This window comes from Burkholderia sp. JKS000303 (assembly GCF_002563755.1).
Classification (GTDB): domain Bacteria; phylum Pseudomonadota; class Gammaproteobacteria; order Burkholderiales; family Burkholderiaceae; genus Burkholderia; species Burkholderia anthina_B.
In genome coordinates, this window is record NZ_PDBZ01000001.1 from 1,823,661 (window position 1) to 1,841,615 (window position 17,955).

The 17,955-nt window shown below is 69.1% G+C and carries 21 protein-coding genes; 10 read left to right on the forward strand and 11 right to left on the reverse strand.

Features of this window, described 5'->3' with window-relative positions; all coding sequences use genetic code 11:
* Positions 1 to 76: 76 nt before the first annotated feature.
* The gene (locus BX604_RS08860) at positions 77 to 973 is read left to right on the forward strand and encodes an alpha/beta fold hydrolase (protein ID WP_098550413.1); all 897 of its coding nucleotides are present in this window, start codon (positions 77 to 79) and stop codon (positions 971 to 973) included.
* Positions 974 to 1,011: 38 nt separating this feature from the next.
* Here BX604_RS08860 and BX604_RS08865 read toward each other — a convergent pair whose 3' ends face one another.
* Positions 1,012 to 1,503: an Lrp/AsnC family transcriptional regulator gene (locus BX604_RS08865; RefSeq protein WP_098550414.1), complete on the reverse strand. Its 492-nt coding sequence runs from the start codon at positions 1,501 to 1,503 to the stop codon at positions 1,012 to 1,014.
* Positions 1,504 to 1,616: 113 nt separating this feature from the next.
* Between BX604_RS08865 and BX604_RS08870 the strand changes: the two genes are divergently transcribed.
* Complete coding sequence (locus tag BX604_RS08870) at positions 1,617 to 2,519, forward strand: DMT family transporter (protein WP_098550415.1); 903 nt, start codon at positions 1,617 to 1,619, stop codon at positions 2,517 to 2,519.
* Positions 2,520 to 2,802: 283 nt separating this feature from the next.
* On the opposite strand, the gene BX604_RS08875 is transcribed toward BX604_RS08870, so the two are convergent.
* The 5 genes from BX604_RS08875 to BX604_RS08895 are packed head-to-tail and all read right to left on the reverse strand — an operon-like array spanning position 2,803 to position 5,882.
* On the reverse strand, positions 2,803 to 3,009 hold the full coding sequence (locus tag BX604_RS08875) for a DUF1289 domain-containing protein (RefSeq protein WP_098550416.1): 207 nt from the start codon (positions 3,007 to 3,009) through the stop codon (positions 2,803 to 2,805).
* Positions 3,006 to 3,512: a YbaK/EbsC family protein gene (locus tag BX604_RS08880; RefSeq protein WP_098550417.1), complete on the reverse strand. Its 507-nt coding sequence runs from the start codon at positions 3,510 to 3,512 to the stop codon at positions 3,006 to 3,008. The genes BX604_RS08875 and BX604_RS08880 overlap by 4 nt, the downstream gene beginning before the upstream one ends.
* A gap of 24 nt (positions 3,513 to 3,536) precedes the next feature.
* Complete coding sequence (locus BX604_RS08885; protein WP_098550418.1) at positions 3,537 to 4,469, reverse strand: hydroxymethylglutaryl-CoA lyase; 933 nt, start codon at positions 4,467 to 4,469, stop codon at positions 3,537 to 3,539.
* 29 nt (positions 4,470 to 4,498) lie between these two features.
* Positions 4,499 to 5,440, reverse strand: coding sequence for a 2-hydroxyacid dehydrogenase (locus BX604_RS08890; RefSeq protein WP_098550419.1), 942 nt, complete (start codon positions 5,438 to 5,440; stop codon positions 4,499 to 4,501).
* A gap of 4 nt (positions 5,441 to 5,444) precedes the next feature.
* The gene (locus BX604_RS08895) at positions 5,445 to 5,882 is read right to left on the reverse strand and encodes a VOC family protein (protein ID WP_175721280.1); all 438 of its coding nucleotides are present in this window, start codon (positions 5,880 to 5,882) and stop codon (positions 5,445 to 5,447) included.
* Positions 5,883 to 6,127: 245 nt separating this feature from the next.
* On the opposite strand from BX604_RS08895, the gene BX604_RS08900 reads away from it, so the two are divergent.
* Positions 6,128 to 6,751: an RBBP9/YdeN family alpha/beta hydrolase gene (locus tag BX604_RS08900; protein ID WP_098550420.1), complete on the forward strand. Its 624-nt coding sequence runs from the start codon at positions 6,128 to 6,130 to the stop codon at positions 6,749 to 6,751.
* Positions 6,752 to 6,805: 54 nt separating this feature from the next.
* Here the strand turns inward: BX604_RS08900 and BX604_RS08905 are convergent, their stop codons facing one another.
* The 3 genes from BX604_RS08905 to BX604_RS08915 all read right to left on the reverse strand — a co-directional run bounded on the left by BX604_RS08905 (position 6,806) and on the right by BX604_RS08915 (position 10,399).
* Positions 6,806 to 8,926 (reverse strand): phosphocholine-specific phospholipase C, encoded by a 2,121-nt coding sequence (locus BX604_RS08905; RefSeq protein ID WP_098550421.1) that lies wholly within the window; start codon positions 8,924 to 8,926, stop codon positions 6,806 to 6,808.
* A gap of 49 nt (positions 8,927 to 8,975) precedes the next feature.
* On the reverse strand, positions 8,976 to 9,257 hold the full coding sequence (locus BX604_RS08910; RefSeq protein WP_098550422.1) for a hypothetical protein: 282 nt from the start codon (positions 9,255 to 9,257) through the stop codon (positions 8,976 to 8,978).
* Positions 9,258 to 9,478: 221 nt separating this feature from the next.
* On the reverse strand, positions 9,479 to 10,399 hold the full coding sequence (locus BX604_RS08915; protein WP_098550423.1) for a LysR substrate-binding domain-containing protein: 921 nt from the start codon (positions 10,397 to 10,399) through the stop codon (positions 9,479 to 9,481).
* 112 nt (positions 10,400 to 10,511) lie between these two features.
* Between BX604_RS08915 and BX604_RS08920 the strand changes: the two genes are divergently transcribed.
* Positions 10,512 to 11,150, forward strand: a complete 639-nt coding sequence (locus BX604_RS08920) for a glutathione S-transferase family protein (protein WP_098550424.1) — start codon at positions 10,512 to 10,514, stop codon at positions 11,148 to 11,150.
* A gap of 74 nt (positions 11,151 to 11,224) precedes the next feature.
* Here BX604_RS08920 and BX604_RS08925 read toward each other — a convergent pair whose 3' ends face one another.
* Positions 11,225 to 12,502, reverse strand: coding sequence for an MFS transporter (locus BX604_RS08925; protein WP_098550425.1), 1,278 nt, complete (start codon positions 12,500 to 12,502; stop codon positions 11,225 to 11,227).
* Positions 12,503 to 12,608: 106 nt separating this feature from the next.
* Here BX604_RS08925 and BX604_RS08930 point away from each other — a divergent pair, with 106 nt between their 5' ends.
* The 3 genes from BX604_RS08930 to BX604_RS08940 all read left to right on the forward strand — a co-directional run bounded on the left by BX604_RS08930 (position 12,609) and on the right by BX604_RS08940 (position 14,342).
* Positions 12,609 to 13,640, forward strand: coding sequence for a LysR substrate-binding domain-containing protein (locus BX604_RS08930; RefSeq protein WP_098550426.1), 1,032 nt, complete (start codon positions 12,609 to 12,611; stop codon positions 13,638 to 13,640).
* A gap of 112 nt (positions 13,641 to 13,752) precedes the next feature.
* On the forward strand, positions 13,753 to 13,962 hold the full coding sequence (locus BX604_RS08935; RefSeq protein WP_098550427.1) for a hypothetical protein: 210 nt from the start codon (positions 13,753 to 13,755) through the stop codon (positions 13,960 to 13,962).
* Complete coding sequence (locus BX604_RS08940; RefSeq protein ID WP_098550428.1) at positions 13,962 to 14,342, forward strand: type II toxin-antitoxin system VapC family toxin; 381 nt, start codon at positions 13,962 to 13,964, stop codon at positions 14,340 to 14,342. The genes BX604_RS08935 and BX604_RS08940 overlap by 1 nt, the downstream gene beginning before the upstream one ends.
* A gap of 55 nt (positions 14,343 to 14,397) precedes the next feature.
* Here BX604_RS08940 and dapA read toward each other — a convergent pair whose 3' ends face one another.
* Positions 14,398 to 15,291, reverse strand: coding sequence for a 4-hydroxy-tetrahydrodipicolinate synthase (dapA, locus tag BX604_RS08945; RefSeq protein ID WP_098550429.1), 894 nt, complete (start codon positions 15,289 to 15,291; stop codon positions 14,398 to 14,400).
* Here dapA and BX604_RS39480 point away from each other — a divergent pair.
* From BX604_RS39480 to BX604_RS08960, 3 genes are all read left to right on the forward strand, one after another.
* Positions 15,290 to 15,412 (forward strand): hypothetical protein, encoded by a 123-nt coding sequence (locus tag BX604_RS39480; RefSeq protein WP_257146286.1) that lies wholly within the window; start codon positions 15,290 to 15,292, stop codon positions 15,410 to 15,412. The genes dapA and BX604_RS39480 overlap by 2 nt on opposite strands.
* A 339-nt stretch (positions 15,413 to 15,751) precedes the next feature.
* A complete protein-coding gene (locus BX604_RS08955) occupies positions 15,752 to 16,771 on the forward strand; it encodes a sulfate ABC transporter substrate-binding protein (protein WP_098550430.1) in 1,020 nt (339 codons plus the stop codon).
* Between the two features lie 173 nt (positions 16,772 to 16,944).
* A complete protein-coding gene (locus BX604_RS08960; RefSeq protein WP_098550431.1) occupies positions 16,945 to 17,913 on the forward strand; it encodes an ion channel in 969 nt (322 codons plus the stop codon).
* Positions 17,914 to 17,955: the final 42 nt, after the last annotated feature.

Sequence of the window (17,955 nt, forward strand, 5' to 3'; positions counted from 1 at the left end):
AGGGCATCTACCGCGCGCTGAACCGGGCCGGGCGCTCCTACAATAATCGCCATAACAGACCAACGAGAAACAAACCATGTCGTTTGAGGCGTTTGCACCGTTTCGCGTGACGGTGCAGGACACCGACATCTTCGGTGTCAAAGGAGGCGCGGGGCCGCCGCTTCTGTTGCTGCACGGCCATCCGCAGACCCACATGATCTGGCATCGCGTCGCCGCGACGCTGGCCAACCATTTCACGGTGATCGCCACCGACCTGCGCGGCTACGGCGCGTCGGGCAAGCCGCCGAGCGACGCGCGGCATGCGCCGTATTCGAAACGCGCGATGGCGGCCGACCAGGTCGCCGTGATGCGGCATTTCGGTTTCGGGCAATTCCACGTGTGCGCGCACGATCGCGGCGCGCGCGTGGCGCACCGGCTCGCGCTCGATCACCCGGCGGCCGTCGAGCGGATGATGCTGCTCGACATCGCGCCGACGCTCGCGATGTACGAGAAAACCGACCGTGCGTTCGCGACCGCGTATTTCCACTGGTTCTTCCTGATCCAGCCGGAGCCGCTGCCCGAATCGCTGATCGAAGGCCGCACCGATGCGTACATCGAGCGCGTGATGGGCAACCGTTCGGCCGGGCTCGCGCCGTTCGCGCCGGAGGCGCTCGCCGCTTATCGCGCCGCGCTCGCGCAACCGGGCGCCGTGCATGCGATGTGCGAGGACTACCGCGCGTCGGCGACGATCGATCTCGAACACGATCGCGCGGATCTCGAGCGCGGCAACAAGATCGCGTGTCCGCTGCGCGTGCTGTGGGGCGCGAACGGGATCGTCGGGCGGTGCTTCGATCCGCTCGACGAATGGCGGCGGGTCGCGCGCGACGTCAGCGGCCGCGTGCTCGAGTGCGGGCACTACATTCCGGAAGAGGCGCCGGTCGCGCTGATCGACGAACTGCTCGCGTTCTTCGAGGCGCGCGACGCGGCCGCGTAAGCGGCGTCGGCGAAGCCCCGGCGGCGCGCACCCGGCGTTCAGCGGTGCGCGGTGTCGTCTTCGGCGAGCGGCGGCAGGCGGCGCGGCACGGGCGTCGATTTCACGATCGCCGTGCTCGTTTCCGCCCGTTCCGTCACCTTCGCGAGGATGTCGTCGAGGTGCGCGATCGTGCGCAGGTAGAGCCGGCAGATGAAACAGTCGTCGCCGGTCACCTTGTCGCATTCGACGAATTCCGGAATCCGGCGCAACACCTCCTCGACCAGGTGCAGCTGCCCCGGCAGCGGCTTCACGCGGACGATCGCCTGCAGCGTGTAGCCGAGCGCGCGCGGGTCGAGCTCGACGGTGAAGCCCGCGATCACGCCTTGCGCTTCGAGCCGCCGCACGCGCTCGGCGGTGGCGGGCGCCGATAACCCGATCTGCCGCGCCAGTTCGCTGGTTGCGATGCGAGCGTCTTCGGCGAGGGCGGCGAGGATCGCGCGGTCGGTTGCGTCGAGCGACGCGACGGCGGGCGGGGAAAGGCGTTTCGGCATGATCGCTTTGCTTTTGAAGGTGAATCGGTTGTTTCGCTTCAGTTTAGCCGTGGAAGCGCGGAAGGCAAGTTTCTAGAATCGAAGTCATCCTCTCTCGTCCAACGGAGTCCATGATGGCCTCGAACGAAACCCGCCGCGGCGCCGCCGAGATGGTCGTCGCGATGCTGATGTCCGGCACGATCGGCTGGCTCGTGATGTCGTCGCAGCAGCCGCTCACCAATGTCGTGTTCTTCCGCTGCCTGTTCGGGGCGGCGACGCTCGCGATCGTCTGCGCGGCGCTCGGCTTCCTGCGCCGCTCGCTGTTCTCGCCGCGCATGCTCGCGCTCGCGATGCTCGGCAGCGTCGCGATCGTCGCGAACTGGCTGCTGCTGTTCGCCGCGTATTCGCGCGCGTCGATCTCGATGGCGACCGCCGTCTACAACACGCAGCCGTTCATGCTCGTCGCGCTCGGCGCGATCGTGTTCCGCGAACGGATCAGCGCGTCGACGATCACGTGGCTCGCGCTCGCCTTCGTCGGGCTCGTGGGCGTGGTGCGCGTCGAGCCGGCCGTGCTCGCGGTGCCCGGCGAATACCTCGAAGGCGTCGCGCTGTCGCTCGGCGCGGCGTTCCTGTACGCGGTGTCGTCGATCGTCACGAAGCATCTGAAGGGCACGCCGCCGCATCTGCTCGCGCTGTTGCAGGCCGGCCTCGGCATCGTGCTGCTCGCGCCGTTCGCGCATTTCGGCACGTTGCCCGCCACGCCCGCGCAGTGGCTCGATCTCGTCGTGCTCGGGGTCGTCAACACGGGGCTGATGTATGTGCTGCTCTACGGCGCGATCCAGAAGCTGCCGGTCGTGATGACCGGCGCGCTGTCGTTCATCTATCCGGTCGTCGCGATCATCGTCGATCGTGTCGCGTTCGGGCAGACGCTCGCGTGGACGCAGGTGCTCGGCGCGCTCCTGATCCTGCTCGCGGCGGCCGGCGTGAACCTCGGCTGGCGCATCGTGCCCGCGCGTCGCGCGGCGGTCCGCAACTGATACGCGTGTGTGGTTCGGTTTGCCGCTACGGCTCACCGCTGCGGGGCACCGCTACGGCCCGTCGGCACGGTGTGTCGGGGCTGCGGCCGGGTATGGCGATTGCGCGCGCAGGGGGGCTGCGCGCGTGCGTGAAAAATGCCGTAAGAAGTTGTAGGGAAACACCCGATGCGACGCTGCAGCGTCGCTCGTATGATGCGGGCTGTGACGTTGATCACGTTCACAGGATTCCGATCTCGATGCCGTTCGCCCGTGAGGCTGAACGGCTTTTTTTTATGCGTCGCTTTTATGCGCCGCTTCTCGCGAGCAGGCGCCGCCGCGCATCGAGACGCGCGAGCAGCACGCGCCTCGCGTCGTCGTCCGACGCTCGCCACCCCTTGATTTCGCCGCGCGTGCGCAGGCAGCCCGCGCACCAGTCGGTACGCGGGTCGATCCTGCATACGTCCGTGCACGGCGAGGCGACCGTGCCGACCGTTACCGGTGCGTCGCTCATGCGTCGTTGCGCAGCGCGACGTCCGCGACCGGCGCGCCTGTCAGCGACACCAGTTCGGCCGGCGACAGGTTGAACACCGCATGCGGATGGCCGGCGGCCGCCCACAGGCTGTCGAGCTCGAGCAGGTCGGCGTCGATCAGCATGACCGGTTCGACCAGATGGCCGATCGGGCACACGCCGCCGATCGCATAGCCGGTGTTGTCGCGCACGAACTTCGCATCCGCGCGGCCGACGGCGCCGACCTGCGCGGCGACTTTCTTCTCGTCGACACGGTTCACCCCGCTCGCGACGACGAGCACCGGCGCACCGTCCGACTCGCGGCGAAACAGGATCGACTTCGCGATCTGCGCGACCGAGCAGCCGAGCCCGGCTGCGGCCTCGGCCGAGGTCTTGCCGGTTTCGGCGAGCATCACGATGCCTTTCGCATGGCCGCGCTCGCGCAGCAGCAGCGCGACGCGTCGCGCGGAATCGGGGAGGGAGTCGAATGAAGCAGGTGTCGTCATGGGATCAATCCGTGAAAGTCGGAGTCAGACGCAGCTCGCCGCGTCGGCCGCGCTCTGGGCCTTGGCGAGCAGCGCGCGACCGGCGCGCGACACGTTCGCGCGGCCGATCGCGTTCGAGATGAAGTCGCCGGCGGCGACGACTTGCGCGAGATCGATGCCGGTATCGATGCCGAGGCCCTGCATCAGGTACAGCACGTCCTCGGTCGCGACGTTGCCGGTCGCGCCCTTCGCGTACGGGCAGCCGCCGAGGCCGGCCACCGATGCGTGGAAGATTTCGATCCCTTCGAACAGCGCCGCATAGATGTTCGCGAGCGCCTGGCCGTAGGTGTCGTGGAAGTGGCCCGACAGGCGTTCGCGCGGGAACACGCGCGTGACGGCGGACAGCACTTCGCGCGTGCGCTTCGGTGTGCCGACGCCGATCGTGTCGGCGATGTCGATCTCGTCGCAGCCGAGCGCGGCGAACCGTTCGACGACGTCGACCACCGATGCGATCGGCACCTCGCCCTGGTACGGGCAGCCGAGCGTGCACGACACGCTGCCGCGCAGCCGCACGCCGGCATCCTTCGCGGCTTTCGCAACCGGCTCGAAGCGCGCGATGCTCTCGGCGATGCTGCAGTTGATGTTCCGCTGCGAGAACGCTTCGCTCGCCGCGCCGAAGATCACCACTTCGTCCGCGCGGGCGGCGATCGCATTCTCGAAGCCCTTCAGGTTCGGCGTGAGCACCGAATACACGGTGCCCGCGCGGCGCTCGATGCCGGCCATCACGTCGGCGCCGTCGGCCATCTGCGGCACCCATTTGGGCGACACGAACGACGCGGCCTCGATATTGCGGAAGCCCGCATGCGACAGGCGGTCGACGAGCGCGATCTTCACATCGGTCGGCACGAAGGTCTTTTCGTTCTGCAGCCCGTCGCGCGGGCCGACTTCGACGATCTTGACGGCGGTGGGGAACGTCATGGTTGTCTCCGGTTCTATGTAGGACGAATTCAGTAGCCGCGCGCGTAGTCGACGACACCGCCGACGCGCTCGCCGCGCGCCAGTGCGCGGATCTTGCCGGCGATCTGCTCGACGGCTTCGTCGCGCAGCGTCTCGGCCGAGCTGTGCGGAGTGATCGTGATGCGCGGCGCGTGCCAGAACGGATGATCGACCGGCAGCGGCTCGTGCTGGAACACGTCGAGCGTCGCGGCGGCGATCTGGCCGCTCGCGAGCGCGTCGAGCAGGTCGGCTTCGACGAGATGCGCGCCGCGCGCGACGTTCACCACGTACGCGCCCGGGGCGAGCCGCGCGAAGGTGCGCGCTGACAGGATCCCGTCGGTATCGTGCGTGCTCGGCAGCAGGTTCACGAGCACCTTCGCGCCGTCGAGGCACGCGTCGAGCGCGCCGTCGCCGGCGAAGGTTTCGATCCCGTCGAGCTGCTTCGGGCTGCGGCTGTAGCCGCGCACCGGCAGGCCGAGCGCCGCGAGCGCCTGCGCGACCTGCGCGCCGAGCACGCCGAGGCCGAGCACGGCGACGGTGAAGCCCGCCCGCGGATGCGGCGCAAGCGCCTGCCAGCGGCGCTCGCGCTGCAGCGTTTCGTATTCGTCGAAGCGGCGCAGGTAGCGCAGCACGGCATGCGCGACGTATTCGATCATCTGCTGCGCCATGCCGGAATCCTCGAGGCGCACCAGCGGCACGTCGCGCGGCAGCGTGCCGGGATGCTCGCGCTCGAGCGCGAGCAGCGCGTCGACGCCCGCGCCGAGGTTGAAGATCGCGCGCAATCCGTCGCGCGGCGTGAAGAACTCGCGCGGCGCACGCCACACGAGCGCGTAATCGGCGGGGGCCGTGTCGCCCGGCTGCCACGCGCGCAACTCGGCCTCGGGCAACGCGTGCGCGATTGCGTCGCGCCATGCGGCGACTTCCTGGTGCGGTGAATGGAACAGGATCTTCATGCGCTTACTTCGCGAACAGCTGGCCGATGTCGGCGAACGCCTTGAATTCCAGCGCGTTGCCGCACGGGTCGAGGAAGAACATGGTTGCCTGCTCGCCGACCTCGCCCTTGAAGCGGATGTGCGGCTCGATCACGAAGCGCGTGTGCGCGGCCTGCAGTTTCCCGGCGAGCGCATGCCACTCGTCCATCGACAGCACGACGCCGAAATGGCGCACGGGCACGTCGTCGCCATCGACCGGGTTTACCGCGCTGGCGCCGGTTTCGTCCGGCGCGAGGTGCGCGACGAGCTGGTGCCCGAAGAAATCGAAGTCGACCCAGTGCTCGGAGCTACGGCCTTCGGGGCACCCGAGCAGGCCGCCGTAGAAGGCGCGCGCGTCGACGAGGCTCGACACGGGAAAGGCGAGATGGAACGGGCGCAGCGCGCCGGCGGGCGTAGCGGACATCGGGCGTCTCCTGTCGATCGGCACCGGCGCGGCAGCGCCCGGCCCGATCCGATGCATGGCAAGCGGGAAGCCCACATTCTACGGTCTCGCGGCGCGTTGCGCCGTCATCACGCCGCCGGCCCGATCCGCACGGGCCGGGCGCGCGGCGATCGGTGCAAAAGCAAAGCACAAAATATTGGTTCGGCCTCCGTGCGCGGCGCGCCACAATCGAAGCTCGTCTCCAAGCAAAGCAAGCGAGGGCAATCATGCGCGCATGCAGCAAATCGGCGTGGCCGCCGCGGCTCGTGACCGTTCCGGGCCTGCACGGCAGCGAAGGCGCTCACTGGCAGACCTGGCTGGAGCGACAGTTCCCGCGCTCGCTGCGGGTCGAGCAGGCCGACTGGGATGCGCCCGACCTCGCGGGCTGGGCGCAGTCCGTCCGTGCGTTGCTCGAGCGCGAGCGCGGCCCGTTCGTGCTCGCCGCGCACAGCTTCGGCTGCCTCGCGGCCGCGCATGCGCTCGCGCAATGGCCGCACGTGGCCGATGTCGCGGGCATCCTGCTCGTCGCGCCCGCCAGCCCGAAGAAATTCACGTTCGCCGGGCCGTTCGACGCGCGCCGGCTCGCGGTGCCGTCGATCGTGATCGGCAGCGAAACCGACCCGTGGATGCCGCTCGCCGATGCGCGCACGCTCGCGCAGCGGCTCGGCAGCGCGTTCGTGAACCTGGGCGACGCGGGACACATCAATACCGCGGCCGGCTTCGGGCCGTGGCCGCGCGCGAAATACTTCATCGACACGCTGGTGCATTGCGCGGCGCCGCTGCGCTTTCGCGACGCGGACGAGCACTTCGACGCCGCGCTCGTCGATCGCGCACTCGCGTACGCGACCTGACGCCGGCCGGCACACGCCGCGCGGCTCGCACCGCGCAACGGCGTGCCGCCGCGCTTACGACGCGGACACGGGCTGCACCGCGGCCGGATCCGAGTAGCTCGGCCGGCCGTTCTCGACGTGGCCCGCGAAGCGGCGCGAGAACGTGCCGTTCGCGCCGTCGCTCACCGTGACGTCATACCAGTGGTGGCTCGACGCGAGCGCCCATTGCTCGACGTGCTCGTTGCCGCCGTGCAGCGTCACCTGGCGCGCCGGCGCGCCGTACGCGTTGTCGGTCAGCGTCAGCGTGACGTGGCCCGCGCCGTGGTTGCGCAGCTTCAGGTACAGGTTGCCGTTCGCGATGTCGTAGCCGGCCTTCACTTCGGGCTGCGCCTGGTTGCGGCTGCGCGCGGTCGCGGCCGACACGTTGCCCGCGAACATCCGCACGAAACCGTTCGGGCCATACACCGAGAACGCATACACGCCGTTCGTCGCCGTCAGGTCGAAATCCGCATGCAGCACGCGGCGCGCGCCAACCGTGTAGCGCCACGGGCCGTCGGTGCGGTTCGTCGAATACACGTGGAAGTGCGCGCCCTGGTTGCCGCGGTTCGCGAACTCGATGCGCAGCGTGTTGCCGCCGTAGAGGCTCGCGTTCACGTGCAGTTCGTACGGCAGCGCCCGCGCGGGCCGCACGCCGGGCTCCTGCGGCTCGACCGGCGACGGCGTCGCGGGCACGGTCGGCGCGGGCTGCGACGTGCACTGCTGGTCCGCGATCGAGCGGTACTGGCTCGTGTCGGGCAGCGTCGGGAACGTCGCGTCGGACGAGCGGAAGTCGAACGCGGCGGTGAGGTCGCCGCAGACGGTGCGACGCCACGGCGTGATGTTCGGCTCGTCGATGCCGAAGCGCTCGCCGATGAAGCGGATCACCGACGTGTGGTCGAACACCTGCGAGCACACGAAGCCGCCCTTCGACCACGGCGACACGACCGTCATCGGCACGCGCGGCCCGAGGCCGTACGGCAGCCCGTCGGCCGTGTAGCTGCCGCCGCGCCCGGGGTTCACGACCGTGTGCAGCTCGCCGTCGGTCGTCACGGTCGACACGCCCTGCGTGGCCGACGTCGGCGGCTGCGGCGGCACGATGTGATCGAAGAAGCCGTCGTTTTCGTCGTACATGATGAACAGCACCGTCTTCGCCCATACGTCCGGATTCGACGTGAGTGCGTCGAGGATCTGCGACGTGTAGTTCGCGCCGTACGCGGGCGTGTATTTCGGATGCTCGGAGAACGCGGCGGGCGGGCACAGCCACGACACCTGCGGCAGCCGGTCGTTGATCACGTCGTCCTTCAGGTTGTCGAGCGTGCGCACCGTCTGCGCGCGCTGGTACAGCGACGAGCCCGGCTTCGCGTTGATGAAGTTCGCGAAGTTCTGCAGGATGTTCGTGCCGTAGTTGCCGTTGTACGGATCGTTGCCGGTCGTACCCTGCTGGTAGATCTGCCACGACACGCCGTGCGCTTCGAGGCGCTCCGGGAAGGTCGTCCACGACAGCAACTGGTACGCGGGCGGCACGTCGCCGTCGACGTAGTCGCTGTTGTCGAGCAGTGGGCCGCCGAACTTGCCGGTCGGGTCGACGGTGCCCGTCATCAGGTACGAACGGTTCGGGTGCGTCGGCCCCGGCAGCGAGCAGAAGTAGTTGTCGCACACGGTGAACGCATCGGCGAGCGCGTAGTGGAACGGAATGTCCTCACGCACGTGATAGCCCATCGTCATGTCGGTCTTGTTCGCGGGCCACTGATCGTAGCGGCCGGCGTCGATCGCCGCGTGCGTCTTGTACCACGAGTGATCGAGGTCGCCCACGCACTGCGCGCTCGTGGTCAGCGTGTTCAGGCGGAACGGCAGCACGGGCTTGGCCGGGTTCGCTTTCGACGGTTGATACCACACCGGCTGGCCGTTCGGCAGCGGAATCGGGAAGCGGTCGTTGTAGCCGCGCACACCGCGAAGGTGTCCGAAGTAATGGTCGAACGAACGGTTTTCCTGCATGAACACGACGATGTGCTGGACATCGCGGATCGTGCCGGTGCCGCGCGCGGCGGGAATTGCGAGCGCGCGGCGGATCGATTCGGGGAAGGCGTTGAGCGCGACGGCGGCGCCCGCTGACTGTGCGACGGTGTGCAGGAAACGGCGGCGGCTGGATGACGTCATGTTATTTCACCTCGGTTCTGCGATCGGGGGACAGGGACGGGAACGCGGATCAGTGCGGCGACGACGCGACGTCAGGCGCGGCCGCGGTCGTCGCGGACTTCGCGTCGTCGTCGTCGTCGGGCGGGTAATGGATGACGGGCGGTGCGAGCGGTGCGGCATCGGACGCGGCGACGTTCGCGCTCGCATCGTTGTTGAATGCGCTGGCGGAGCCGGACGATGCGTGCGCCTGTTGCGGGGCGTCGGTCGCCTGCGCGTCGTGCGATGCGTCGTCACTGCAGGCGGCGGTGACGACAGCGGCACACAGTACGACGACGAGGGCAACGCGATGCATGACTTCTCTCCAGGCAGGCTGACGGGAAACGTTTTCGAGTATGCCGATGCCGTGCGACGTTTCAGTGAATCGTTTGCGACCTCGATGTGATCGCAAAATGCTTTCGCAAACCTGACTAATTGCTTTCGTGTGGAGCGGCTTGCATCGCGGCGAGCCGTCGCGGCGCGATCCGCCGATCACGCTCGACAAGACGACCATGCCGACGCGCGCCTGAGCGTGCGTCAGCGGCGCGGCGTCCTGCGTCGCACTTCGCTGCGCAGCCAGTCGAGCCACGTTCGGATCGCGGCATCGTGCGGATGATCGGGGCGCCACACCACGTAGTGCGCATACACGTCGGTCACGCGCACCGTCGATACGCGCACGAGCGTGCCGGCCGCGAGTTCGGGCTCGATCAGCGAGCGGCGTGCGAGCGCGACGCCGCGTCCTTTCAGCGTCGCGTCGATCAGCGCATTCGCATCAGTGAAGTGCGGCGCGCGCGAGGATTCGGTGAGGTCGAGCCGCGCGGCCTGGAGCCACGGCTCCCACGGCTGCGCGGGATGGCGCAGCAGCGTCGCGCGCACGAGATCGGCCGGCGTGCGCGGCGCGATGCCGTCGCGATTGCGGTACGCGGGGCTCGCGACCGGAAAGACCGTCTCGTTCATCAGTTTCTCGGCGACGACACCCGGCCACGTGCCGGGCCCGTAGCGCAGCGCGACGTCGATGCGATCGCGCTTGCGCAGCGGCGCGAGTGCCGCGTCCGGATGCAGCGCGATCGCGATGTGCGGATGCGCGGCCATGAAACGCGGCAGGCGCGGCGCGAGCCAGCGCTCGGCGACGCTCGGCAGCACGCTCACGTTCAGCGTGACGTCGCAGGTGCGCGGGCGATGGCGCCCGGCGAGTGCCGGCTCGAATGCACGTTCGAGCACGCTCAGGCCCTGGCGCACCTGCAGCACGAGTGCGTGCGCGGCATGGGTCGGCGTCGCGCCGCTACGTTCGCGCGTGAACAGCAGATAGCCGAGCTGCGCTTCGAGCGTGCGGATGTGCTGGCTGATCGCGCCTTGCGTGAGCGCGAGTTCGTCGGCGGCACGCGTGAAGCTCTGCAGCCGCACGGCGGCTTCGAACGCGCGCAGCGTCTGCAGCGGGGGGAGATGGAGGCGTCGCATCACGCATTAGTATCACTCATGCCCGAGCACGACAATTCATCGTTTGCGGCGGCGGGCCCTGCGTTCCTACACTCGGTTCCGTCTTTCAACAGGCCCGCCGGGCAACACCGTCATGAACGCATATCGTCTCTATCTTTCGCCGGGCGCATGTTCGCTCGCCGCCCACATCGCGCTCGAGGAAACCGGCGCACCGTTCGACGTCGAGGTCGTGTCCGTGCGCGAGCAGCAGAATCTCGACGCGCGCTATCTCGCGATCAACCCGAAGGCGCGCGTGCCCGTGCTCGCGATTCCCGGCGAGCCGCGCGTGCTGACCGAAACGCCCGCGATCCTCACGTATCTCGCGCGCCGCTATCCGGACGCGCGACTGCTGCCGCTCGACGATCCGCTGCGCGAGGCGCGCTGTCACGAATGGCTCGCATGGCTGGTCGGCTGGGTGCACGGCGTCGGCTACGGCACGCTGTGGCGGCCCGGGCGCTTCATCGGCGAGCCGGCGCTGCACGGCGCGATCAGCGAACACGGGCGCGCGCTGATCGATGCGGCGAACGCGTCGATCGAAGCGGTGCTCGCCGACGGTCGCGCGTGGGCCGAGCCGGGCGGCCATTCGATCGTCGATCCGTTCCTGCTCGTGCTGTATCGCTGGGGCGTTGCGATCGGGCTCGACATGACGAAGCATCCCGCGTGGAGCGCGCATGCGCAGCGCGAGGCCGAACGGCCGGCCGCGCGGCGCGCGCTGGTGCGGGAGGCGGTGTGACGGAGTGACCGGGTGACGATGCGCGAGCGTCGCGGCCAGCAACGGCCGCGACGTTCGCGCCCGTCGGGCATTCGCTATCGCGCAAACAGCGGATAGGTCGCGCCCGCGATCAACGCAGCCGCGAGCCACACCACGCTCCACGAACTCACGGCGAGCAGCGGCGGAATCGCGAGCGGCGTCGCGAACAGCCCGAGATACACGATCGTGTTCGCCATGCCGAGCGCGGTGCCCGCCTGGTCGGCGCCCGCGAGCGTCGCGAGTTCGGTGTACGCGACGCCGTGCCACGCCGACACGCAGATGCCGGCGAACACGAGAATCGCGACGATCGCGGCGAGCGGCACGTGCGGGCTGCCGGCGGTGGCGGCTGCGAGCAGCGCGAACGAGCCGGCCGCCACGCATACCGACCCGCGCAGGTACGCGCGCCGGTTGCCGTGCCGGTCGGTATGGCGGCCGCTCCATACGCGCATCGCCATCGCGCCGAGTTGCAGCGTGACCATCGCCGTGCTGATGCCCGCGAGGCCGAGCCGGCCGAAATCGTGCAGGAACACGGTCGCGAACGTGAGCACCGCGAACTGCGGCGCGCAGAGCGCACCGATGCCGAGCACGATGCGCCAGACGGCGCCGCTTGCGAGCGGATTGCGCGCGTGCCGCGCCGGCGGTTGCAGTGCGCCAGGGCAGTTCGTCGCGACGCGCACGGGCTGCGCTGCGGCCGGCGCGTCAGGCGGCTCGTGCAGCCAGCGCCACGTCAGCGCGGCCGATCCGGCGCACAGCAGCATCAGCGCGCCATACACCGCGGCGAAGCCCGCATGCGACGCGAGCGACGGCAGCAGCGCCGCGCCGACGCCGCCGCCGAGCGGCACGGCCGTCTGGCGGATGCTCATTGCGAGCCCGCGTTCGCGCTCGCCGAACCAGCGCATCACCGCGCGTCCGCTCGACCCGTTCACGCTGCCGCCGAGCAGGCCGACGCAGCACATTGCGGCGACGATGTGCATGAGCGGCGGCACCGCGTGCGCGGTCGGGACGATCGTGGCGACCATCAGTGCCAGCATCGCGGCGGTTGCGACGAGGCCGGTGAGCAGCACGCGGCGGTCGCCGAAGCGGTCGGCAGCCATGCCCCACGGCAGCTCGGACAGCGCGACGCCGAAGCCGAGCGCACCCAGCACGAGGCCGAGCGCACCGTTGTCGAGGTGATAGGCCGAGCGCATCCAGACGGCGGTGGTCGGGATGCCGGCCGCGGCGGCGGAAAAGCTCATGTTCGCGGCGACGCCGGCTGCGAGCACGCGCCAGCGATGGGCCGGCCCGCGCGCGTCGCGCGTGGCCGGGGACGGAGAGGCGAGGCAGGAGGTATCCATGGCGACGGAGTCCGGTGGAAATTGACATCGCCAGTGTGGCGACCTACATTCATCCTGAAAATCGGAAAGTTTTTGATGAATCGTTCGATAAAACAGGATGGTTGAGATGTCCGGACACGACAATGACCCGGGCGCGGCGGCCGACGCCGCGCTGGCCCGGCCGAACTTCGACGTGGCCGCGTTGCGCAGCCTCGTCGCCGGCGTGGATCTCGGCAGCTTCGCGAAGGCGGCCGATCGCGTCGCGCGTTCGTCGTCGGCGGTGAGCGCGCAGATCCGCAAGCTCGAGGAACAGGCCGGCACGCCGCTGTTCGTGAAGGCCGGGCGCGGGCTCGCGCTGACCGACGCCGGCGATGCGATGCTGCGCTACGCGCGGCGGATGATCGAGCTGAACGACGAGGCGGCCGCGGCCGTGCGCGGCGTGAATCTCGACGGCTGGGTGCGGGTCGGCCTGCAGGAGGATTTCGGCGAGGCGATCCTGCCCGACGTGCTCGGGCGTTTCGCGCGTGCGCATCCGAAGGTGAGGATCGAGGCACGCGTCGCACGCAATGCCGACCTGCTCGACCGGCTGGATGCGAACCAGCTCGATCTCGCGTTGGTGTGGGGCGATCCGGCATCGGCGGCGCTGATCTCGCGGGCCGGCATCGACAGCGACGTGATCGCGCAGGTGCCGATGCAGTGGATCGCGGCGGTGGGCGCGGGCGGTTTCGGTGTGCCGGACGGCGGTGGGCAGACCGAGGCTGCGGACGACTGCGACGCGGACATGCGTGCCGTGCGTGCGTCGGGCGAGCCGCTGCCGCTCGTCGTGTTCGACCGGCCGTGCCGCTTCTTCGGCGCCGCGACCGATGCGCTCGACCGCGCGGGCGTGCCGTGGCGCGTCGCGTTCACGACGCCGAGCCTGGCCGGGCTGTGGGCCGCGGCGGCGGCGGGCCTCGGGCTGACGGTGCGCTCGCACTACGGATTGCCGGCGTCGGTGCGGGTGCTCGACGCGGCGTCGTTCGGGCTGCCGGCGCTGCCGAGCCTGCCGCTGATGCTGCTGCGGCGCACGTCGTCGGTCACGCCGAGCGTCGAGCGGCTCGCGCGGATCGTCGCGCAGGCGGTGCGGGAGGCGACGGAGGAGGCGGTGGCGCTCGCGGCGTGACGGAACGGCCAGGCGTAGCAGCCGGTTGCGCGGGCATTCCTCTCCCGATTGGCCGAATGGAGCGATCGCGCGAACCCGACTACAGTGATGGTCACCTGAAACGGAGGTCATCATGCAAAACGCCAGGCTGTTTGAAGGTGCCGCGATCGATCCATCGCATCGCGGCGACGCGTCGATTCCCGCTGACGGGGCGACCCCCGATCGGCTCGGGCCTGCGAAGTCACCCGTTCGGTTCGGCGTCCTGCAAGGGCAGGCCCGCATCGCAGACGACTTCGACGCCCCGCTGCCGGACTATCTGCTCGACGCTTTCGAAGGGCGCTGATGCGACTGTTGCTCGATACGCACATCTTTTTGTGGATCGTGACCAACGACCGGAGGCTCAGCGCACGGGCGCGCAAGCTGATCTCGGGCGCCGACGAGCGCTTCGTCAGCAGCGCGAGCATCTGGGAGGCCGCCATCAAGGCCGGCCTGGGGAAGCTCGACATCGACGTGGGCAGGTTGGTCCGCTCGATGGGCCCAAGCGGGATTCGCGAACTGCCGGTCAGCGCCGTGCATGGGGCGGTGGTGCGCGATTTGCCGCACCACCATCGCGACCCGTTCGATCGCTTGCTGGTCGCGCAGGCTCGGCATGAACCGCTGCAACTCGTGACGGCCGACGCCCAGCTTGCGCGCTACGGCCTGTCTGTCGTTCTGACGGTTTGAAACAATCTGGCGACAAGGATTCGCCCGTTGCCCGAGCCGCGCGTCGCGTCGCTGCCTATGCTGCCGCGGCGTCCAGCGCGATTTCGCCGAGCGCGGCAAGCACGGCGGTCAGCCTCTCCCGCAACGCGTCGCTCGCCGGCACGAACGGCAGCCGCAAGCCATCCTCGCACCACCCCTGCGCCGCCAGCACCGCCTTCACCGGCGCCGGATTCGGCTCCGCGAACAGCGCGGCAACCAGCGGCTGCAGTGCGACCGACAACCGTCGCGCATCGGCGAGCCGGCCGTCGCGCAGCAGCGCATGGATATGCACATGCCATTCGGGCAGCACGTGCGCGCTGCTTGCGATCGCACCGTGCGCGCCGGCGCACAGTGCCGCGAAGTTCTGGTTGTCGTCGCCGGAGAAGATCGCGAGCGGCGTGTCGTGCACGAGTCGGCTCATCCGGTCGAGCGTGCCGCCGCATTCCTTGATGCCCGCGACCCGCGGATCGCGCGCGAGCGCCTGCAGCGTCTCGAGTTCGACGTTCACGCCCGTGCGGTACGGGATGTTGTAGACGAGGACGGGCAGATCGGCCGCGTCGACGATCGCCTCGACGTGGCGGCGGATGCCATCCTGGGTCGGCCGCACGTAGACGGGCGGCGTGACGAGCAGCCCGTCGGGCCGCAGCGCAGCCAACTCGCGCGCACGGGCGGCCGCGAAGTGCGTCGCGCTTGCGGTGAGCCCGACGACGATCGGGCACCCGGGCACCGCATCGCGCAGCGTCGCGAACACGGCGTCCTGTTCGCGTGCGTCGAGCAGCACGCCTTCACCGGTCGTCGCGCCCGCGACGAAGCCCGCGATGCCCGCCGCCGCATAGTGACGGGCGAGTCGCGCAAGTGCGCCGTGATCGACTTCGCCGTGGTGGAACGGCGTGATGATCGGGAGCCAGATACCTTCGAAACGTGTGTGCATGCAAAACCTCATGGTGGAAACGGAGTGGGAAAAAACCGTTCCGCCGGCGGAGTGCCGGATCGAGGCGTGCGAGCAAGGAAAAAGAAACGACCTGCGGGCATCCCGTCCGGCATTCGCCTGACGGGACGCGACGTCCCCGTCAGTCGAGGCGTCGTTTTTTGAGTTTCAGCCCGGCCGCGCGCGCACCTGCCGCGATGGCGGCAAGAATCGGGAGCGAGCGCAGGGCAGCGGACATGAATGAACCGGGAAACCGGGAAAAGGGCTGAGCGGCGATCTTAACACCGGATCCGGCGCATACGCGAGCGGTGCGCGCCGTTTAGCAGGATTCGAGATTTGCTTTGCATGACAGATTGGAAAGCGCGTCGCGCCCGGCCGCTAGAATGCCCGCTTACGTTTCGATGACAGCGCGTACGCGTGCCGTCACGCACATTCACCACCACTGGAAACGGGGCATATCACGATGGCAAGCATCAAGGGGATCGGCCGCTGGCTGCATACGGGCACGGCGGCGGCGCTGGTCGTGGCGGCGACGGCCGCGCACGCGGACACGTCGATCCTGAACGTGTCGTACGACGTGACGCGCGAGCTGTACAAGGACATCAACACGAGCTTCGCCGCCGCCTACAAGCAGCAGACCGGCGAAACGGTGACGATCAAGCAGTCGCACGGCGCGTCGAGCGCGCAGGCGTTGTCGGTGCTGCAGGGGTTGCAGGCCGACGTCGTGACGATGAACCAGCCGAACGACATCGACCTGCTCGCCGAGCGCGGTCAACTGCTGCCGAAGGACTGGCGCGCGCGCTTCCCCGACAACAGCTCGCCGTACTCGACGACGATGGTGTTCCTCGTGCGCAAGGGCAACCCGAAGGCGATCAAGGACTGGAGCGATCTGGCGAAGCCGGGCGTGCAGGTGATCATCGCGAACCCGAAGACGTCGGGTAACGGCCGCTACGCGTATCTCGCCGCATGGGGCTACCAGAAGCAGAAGGGCGCGACCGACCAGCAGGCGCTCGACTTCGAGAAGGCGATCTTCCGCAACGTGCCGGTGCTCGACTCCGGCGGCCGCGGCGCGACGACGACGTTCACGCAGCGCGGCATCGGCGACGTGCTCGTCACGTTCGAAAACGAAGTCGCGCTGATGGACTCGGGCGCGTCGGGCGCGGAATTCGACGCGGTGTATCCGTCGGCGAGCATTCTCGCGGAGCCGCCGGTGGCCGTGGTCGACAAGGTCGTCGACAAGAAAGGCACGCGCAAGGTTGCGCAGGCGTATCTCGACTATCTGTACACGCCGCAGGCGCAGGAGATCATCGCGCAGCACCATCTGCGCCCGCGCGACGCGAACGTCCTGAAGAAGCATGCGGCCGAGTTCAAGCCGCTGAAGACGTTCAGCGTCGAGCAAGTTTTCGGAAGCTGGGCGAACGCGCAGAAGACCCACTTCGCCGACGGCGGCACGTTCGACCGCGTGATCGTCGACCGGAAGTAAGCCGGCGCGGCGCCTGCCGCGCGCGTGCGACCAGGACGACTGCGAAGCCGGCCGCTCATGCGGCCGGCTTTTTTTCGGGGTGGCGCGGCGGATCATGGCTACGCATCGGCGCGCATTCCCGGCCGCCGTCGCGCGTGCTACGCTCATCGCCTTCCTGCTTCAGGCATCGCGCGATGAACCTCGATCCGTCTTCCCCGGCATCCCGCGGCCGTGGCCGCAAGATCTGGTCGGGCACGCGCCCCGTGATCGCATACGGGATGCCGCCGCTCGGCTGGCGCGACCTCTATCACCGGGCGCTGACGGTGAGCTGGCCCGTGTTCTTCCTGTCGCTCGCGATGCTGTTCCTGCTGCTCAACGGCGGCTTCGCGACGCTCTACCTGCTCGGCCATGCGCCGATCGCGAACCAGTCGCCGGCCGGATTCGGCGGCGCGTTCTTCTTCAGTGTCGAGACACTCGCCACCGTCGGCTATGGCGACATGCATCCGCAGACCGTCTATGCGCACCTCGTCGCGACATTCGAGATCTTCATCGGGATGTCGGGCATCGCGCTGGCGACCGGCCTCGTGTTCGCGCGGTTTTCGCGGCCGCAGGCGAAGATCCTGTTCGCGCGCTACGCGATCGTGCGGCCGCTGAACGGGCGGATGACGCTGATGGTGCGCGCCGCGAATGCGCGCCAGAACGTGATTGCCGAAGCGCAGGCGAAGCTGCGGCTGATGCGCGTCGAAGGCACGCACGAGGGCTATACGCTGCGCAAGATCCACGACCTGCCGCTCGTGCGCAGCGAGCATCCGATCTTCCTGCTCGGCTGGAACCTGATGCATGTGATCGACGAAGCGAGCCCGCTGTTCGACGAGACGCCCGAATCGCTCGCCGCGCGCGACGCGTCGCTGCTGATCACGATCGAGGGTTCCGACGAGACGACCGCGCAGGTCATGCAGGCGCGCTACTCATGGGCGCATGCGGACATCCGCTGGCGTCACCGTTATGTCGACCTGATGCACGACGAAGGCGGCATCACGCACATCGACTACACGCATTTTCACGAGGTCGTGCCGGTCGATACCGATACCGACGAACGCGGTTCGCCGGGCGCGGTGATCGACGCCGGCGCAGCGGCGCAGGCGCCCGGGCCGGCTGCATGACGCGGGTGGCCGGCACGGCCGGGCGCCGGCAGTCGGGTGCGG

What these genes read in the sequence shown, in the direction of transcription:
- BX604_RS08890 (WP_098550419.1), bottom strand. Translation starts at nt 5,440, where the DNA reads ATGAAGATCCTGTTCCATTCACCGCACCAGGAAGTCGCCGCATGGCGC.
- BX604_RS39480 (WP_257146286.1), top strand. Translation starts at nt 15,290, where the DNA reads ATGCAAAACCTCATGGTGGAAACGGAGTGGGAAAAAACCGTTCCGCCG.
- BX604_RS08880 (WP_098550417.1), bottom strand. Translation starts at nt 3,512, where the DNA reads ATGACGACACCTGCTTCATTCGACTCCCTCCCCGATTCCGCGCGACGC.
- BX604_RS08895 (WP_175721280.1), bottom strand. Translation starts at nt 5,882, where the DNA reads ATGTCCGCTACGCCCGCCGGCGCGCTGCGCCCGTTCCATCTCGCCTTT.
- BX604_RS08865 (WP_098550414.1), bottom strand. Translation starts at nt 1,503, where the DNA reads ATGCCGAAACGCCTTTCCCCGCCCGCCGTCGCGTCGCTCGACGCAACC.
- BX604_RS08915 (WP_098550423.1), bottom strand. Translation starts at nt 10,399, where the DNA reads ATGCGACGCCTCCATCTCCCCCCGCTGCAGACGCTGCGCGCGTTCGAA.
- BX604_RS08860 (WP_098550413.1), top strand. Translation starts at nt 77, where the DNA reads ATGTCGTTTGAGGCGTTTGCACCGTTTCGCGTGACGGTGCAGGACACC.
- BX604_RS08900 (WP_098550420.1), top strand. Translation starts at nt 6,128, where the DNA reads ATGCGCGCATGCAGCAAATCGGCGTGGCCGCCGCGGCTCGTGACCGTT.
- BX604_RS08935 (WP_098550427.1), top strand. Translation starts at nt 13,753, where the DNA reads ATGCAAAACGCCAGGCTGTTTGAAGGTGCCGCGATCGATCCATCGCAT.
- BX604_RS08870 (WP_098550415.1), top strand. Translation starts at nt 1,617, where the DNA reads ATGGCCTCGAACGAAACCCGCCGCGGCGCCGCCGAGATGGTCGTCGCG.
- dapA (WP_098550429.1), bottom strand. Translation starts at nt 15,291, where the DNA reads ATGCACACACGTTTCGAAGGTATCTGGCTCCCGATCATCACGCCGTTC.
- BX604_RS08925 (WP_098550425.1), bottom strand. Translation starts at nt 12,502, where the DNA reads ATGGATACCTCCTGCCTCGCCTCTCCGTCCCCGGCCACGCGCGACGCG.
- BX604_RS08875 (WP_098550416.1), bottom strand. Translation starts at nt 3,009, where the DNA reads ATGAGCGACGCACCGGTAACGGTCGGCACGGTCGCCTCGCCGTGCACG.
- BX604_RS08905 (WP_098550421.1), bottom strand. Translation starts at nt 8,926, where the DNA reads ATGACGTCATCCAGCCGCCGCCGTTTCCTGCACACCGTCGCACAGTCA.
- BX604_RS08885 (WP_098550418.1), bottom strand. Translation starts at nt 4,469, where the DNA reads ATGACGTTCCCCACCGCCGTCAAGATCGTCGAAGTCGGCCCGCGCGAC.
- BX604_RS08910 (WP_098550422.1), bottom strand. Translation starts at nt 9,257, where the DNA reads ATGCATCGCGTTGCCCTCGTCGTCGTACTGTGTGCCGCTGTCGTCACC.
- BX604_RS08955 (WP_098550430.1), top strand. Translation starts at nt 15,752, where the DNA reads ATGGCAAGCATCAAGGGGATCGGCCGCTGGCTGCATACGGGCACGGCG.
- BX604_RS08940 (WP_098550428.1), top strand. Translation starts at nt 13,962, where the DNA reads ATGCGACTGTTGCTCGATACGCACATCTTTTTGTGGATCGTGACCAAC.
- BX604_RS08960 (WP_098550431.1), top strand. Translation starts at nt 16,945, where the DNA reads ATGAACCTCGATCCGTCTTCCCCGGCATCCCGCGGCCGTGGCCGCAAG.
- BX604_RS08930 (WP_098550426.1), top strand. Translation starts at nt 12,609, where the DNA reads ATGTCCGGACACGACAATGACCCGGGCGCGGCGGCCGACGCCGCGCTG.
- BX604_RS08920 (WP_098550424.1), top strand. Translation starts at nt 10,512, where the DNA reads ATGAACGCATATCGTCTCTATCTTTCGCCGGGCGCATGTTCGCTCGCC.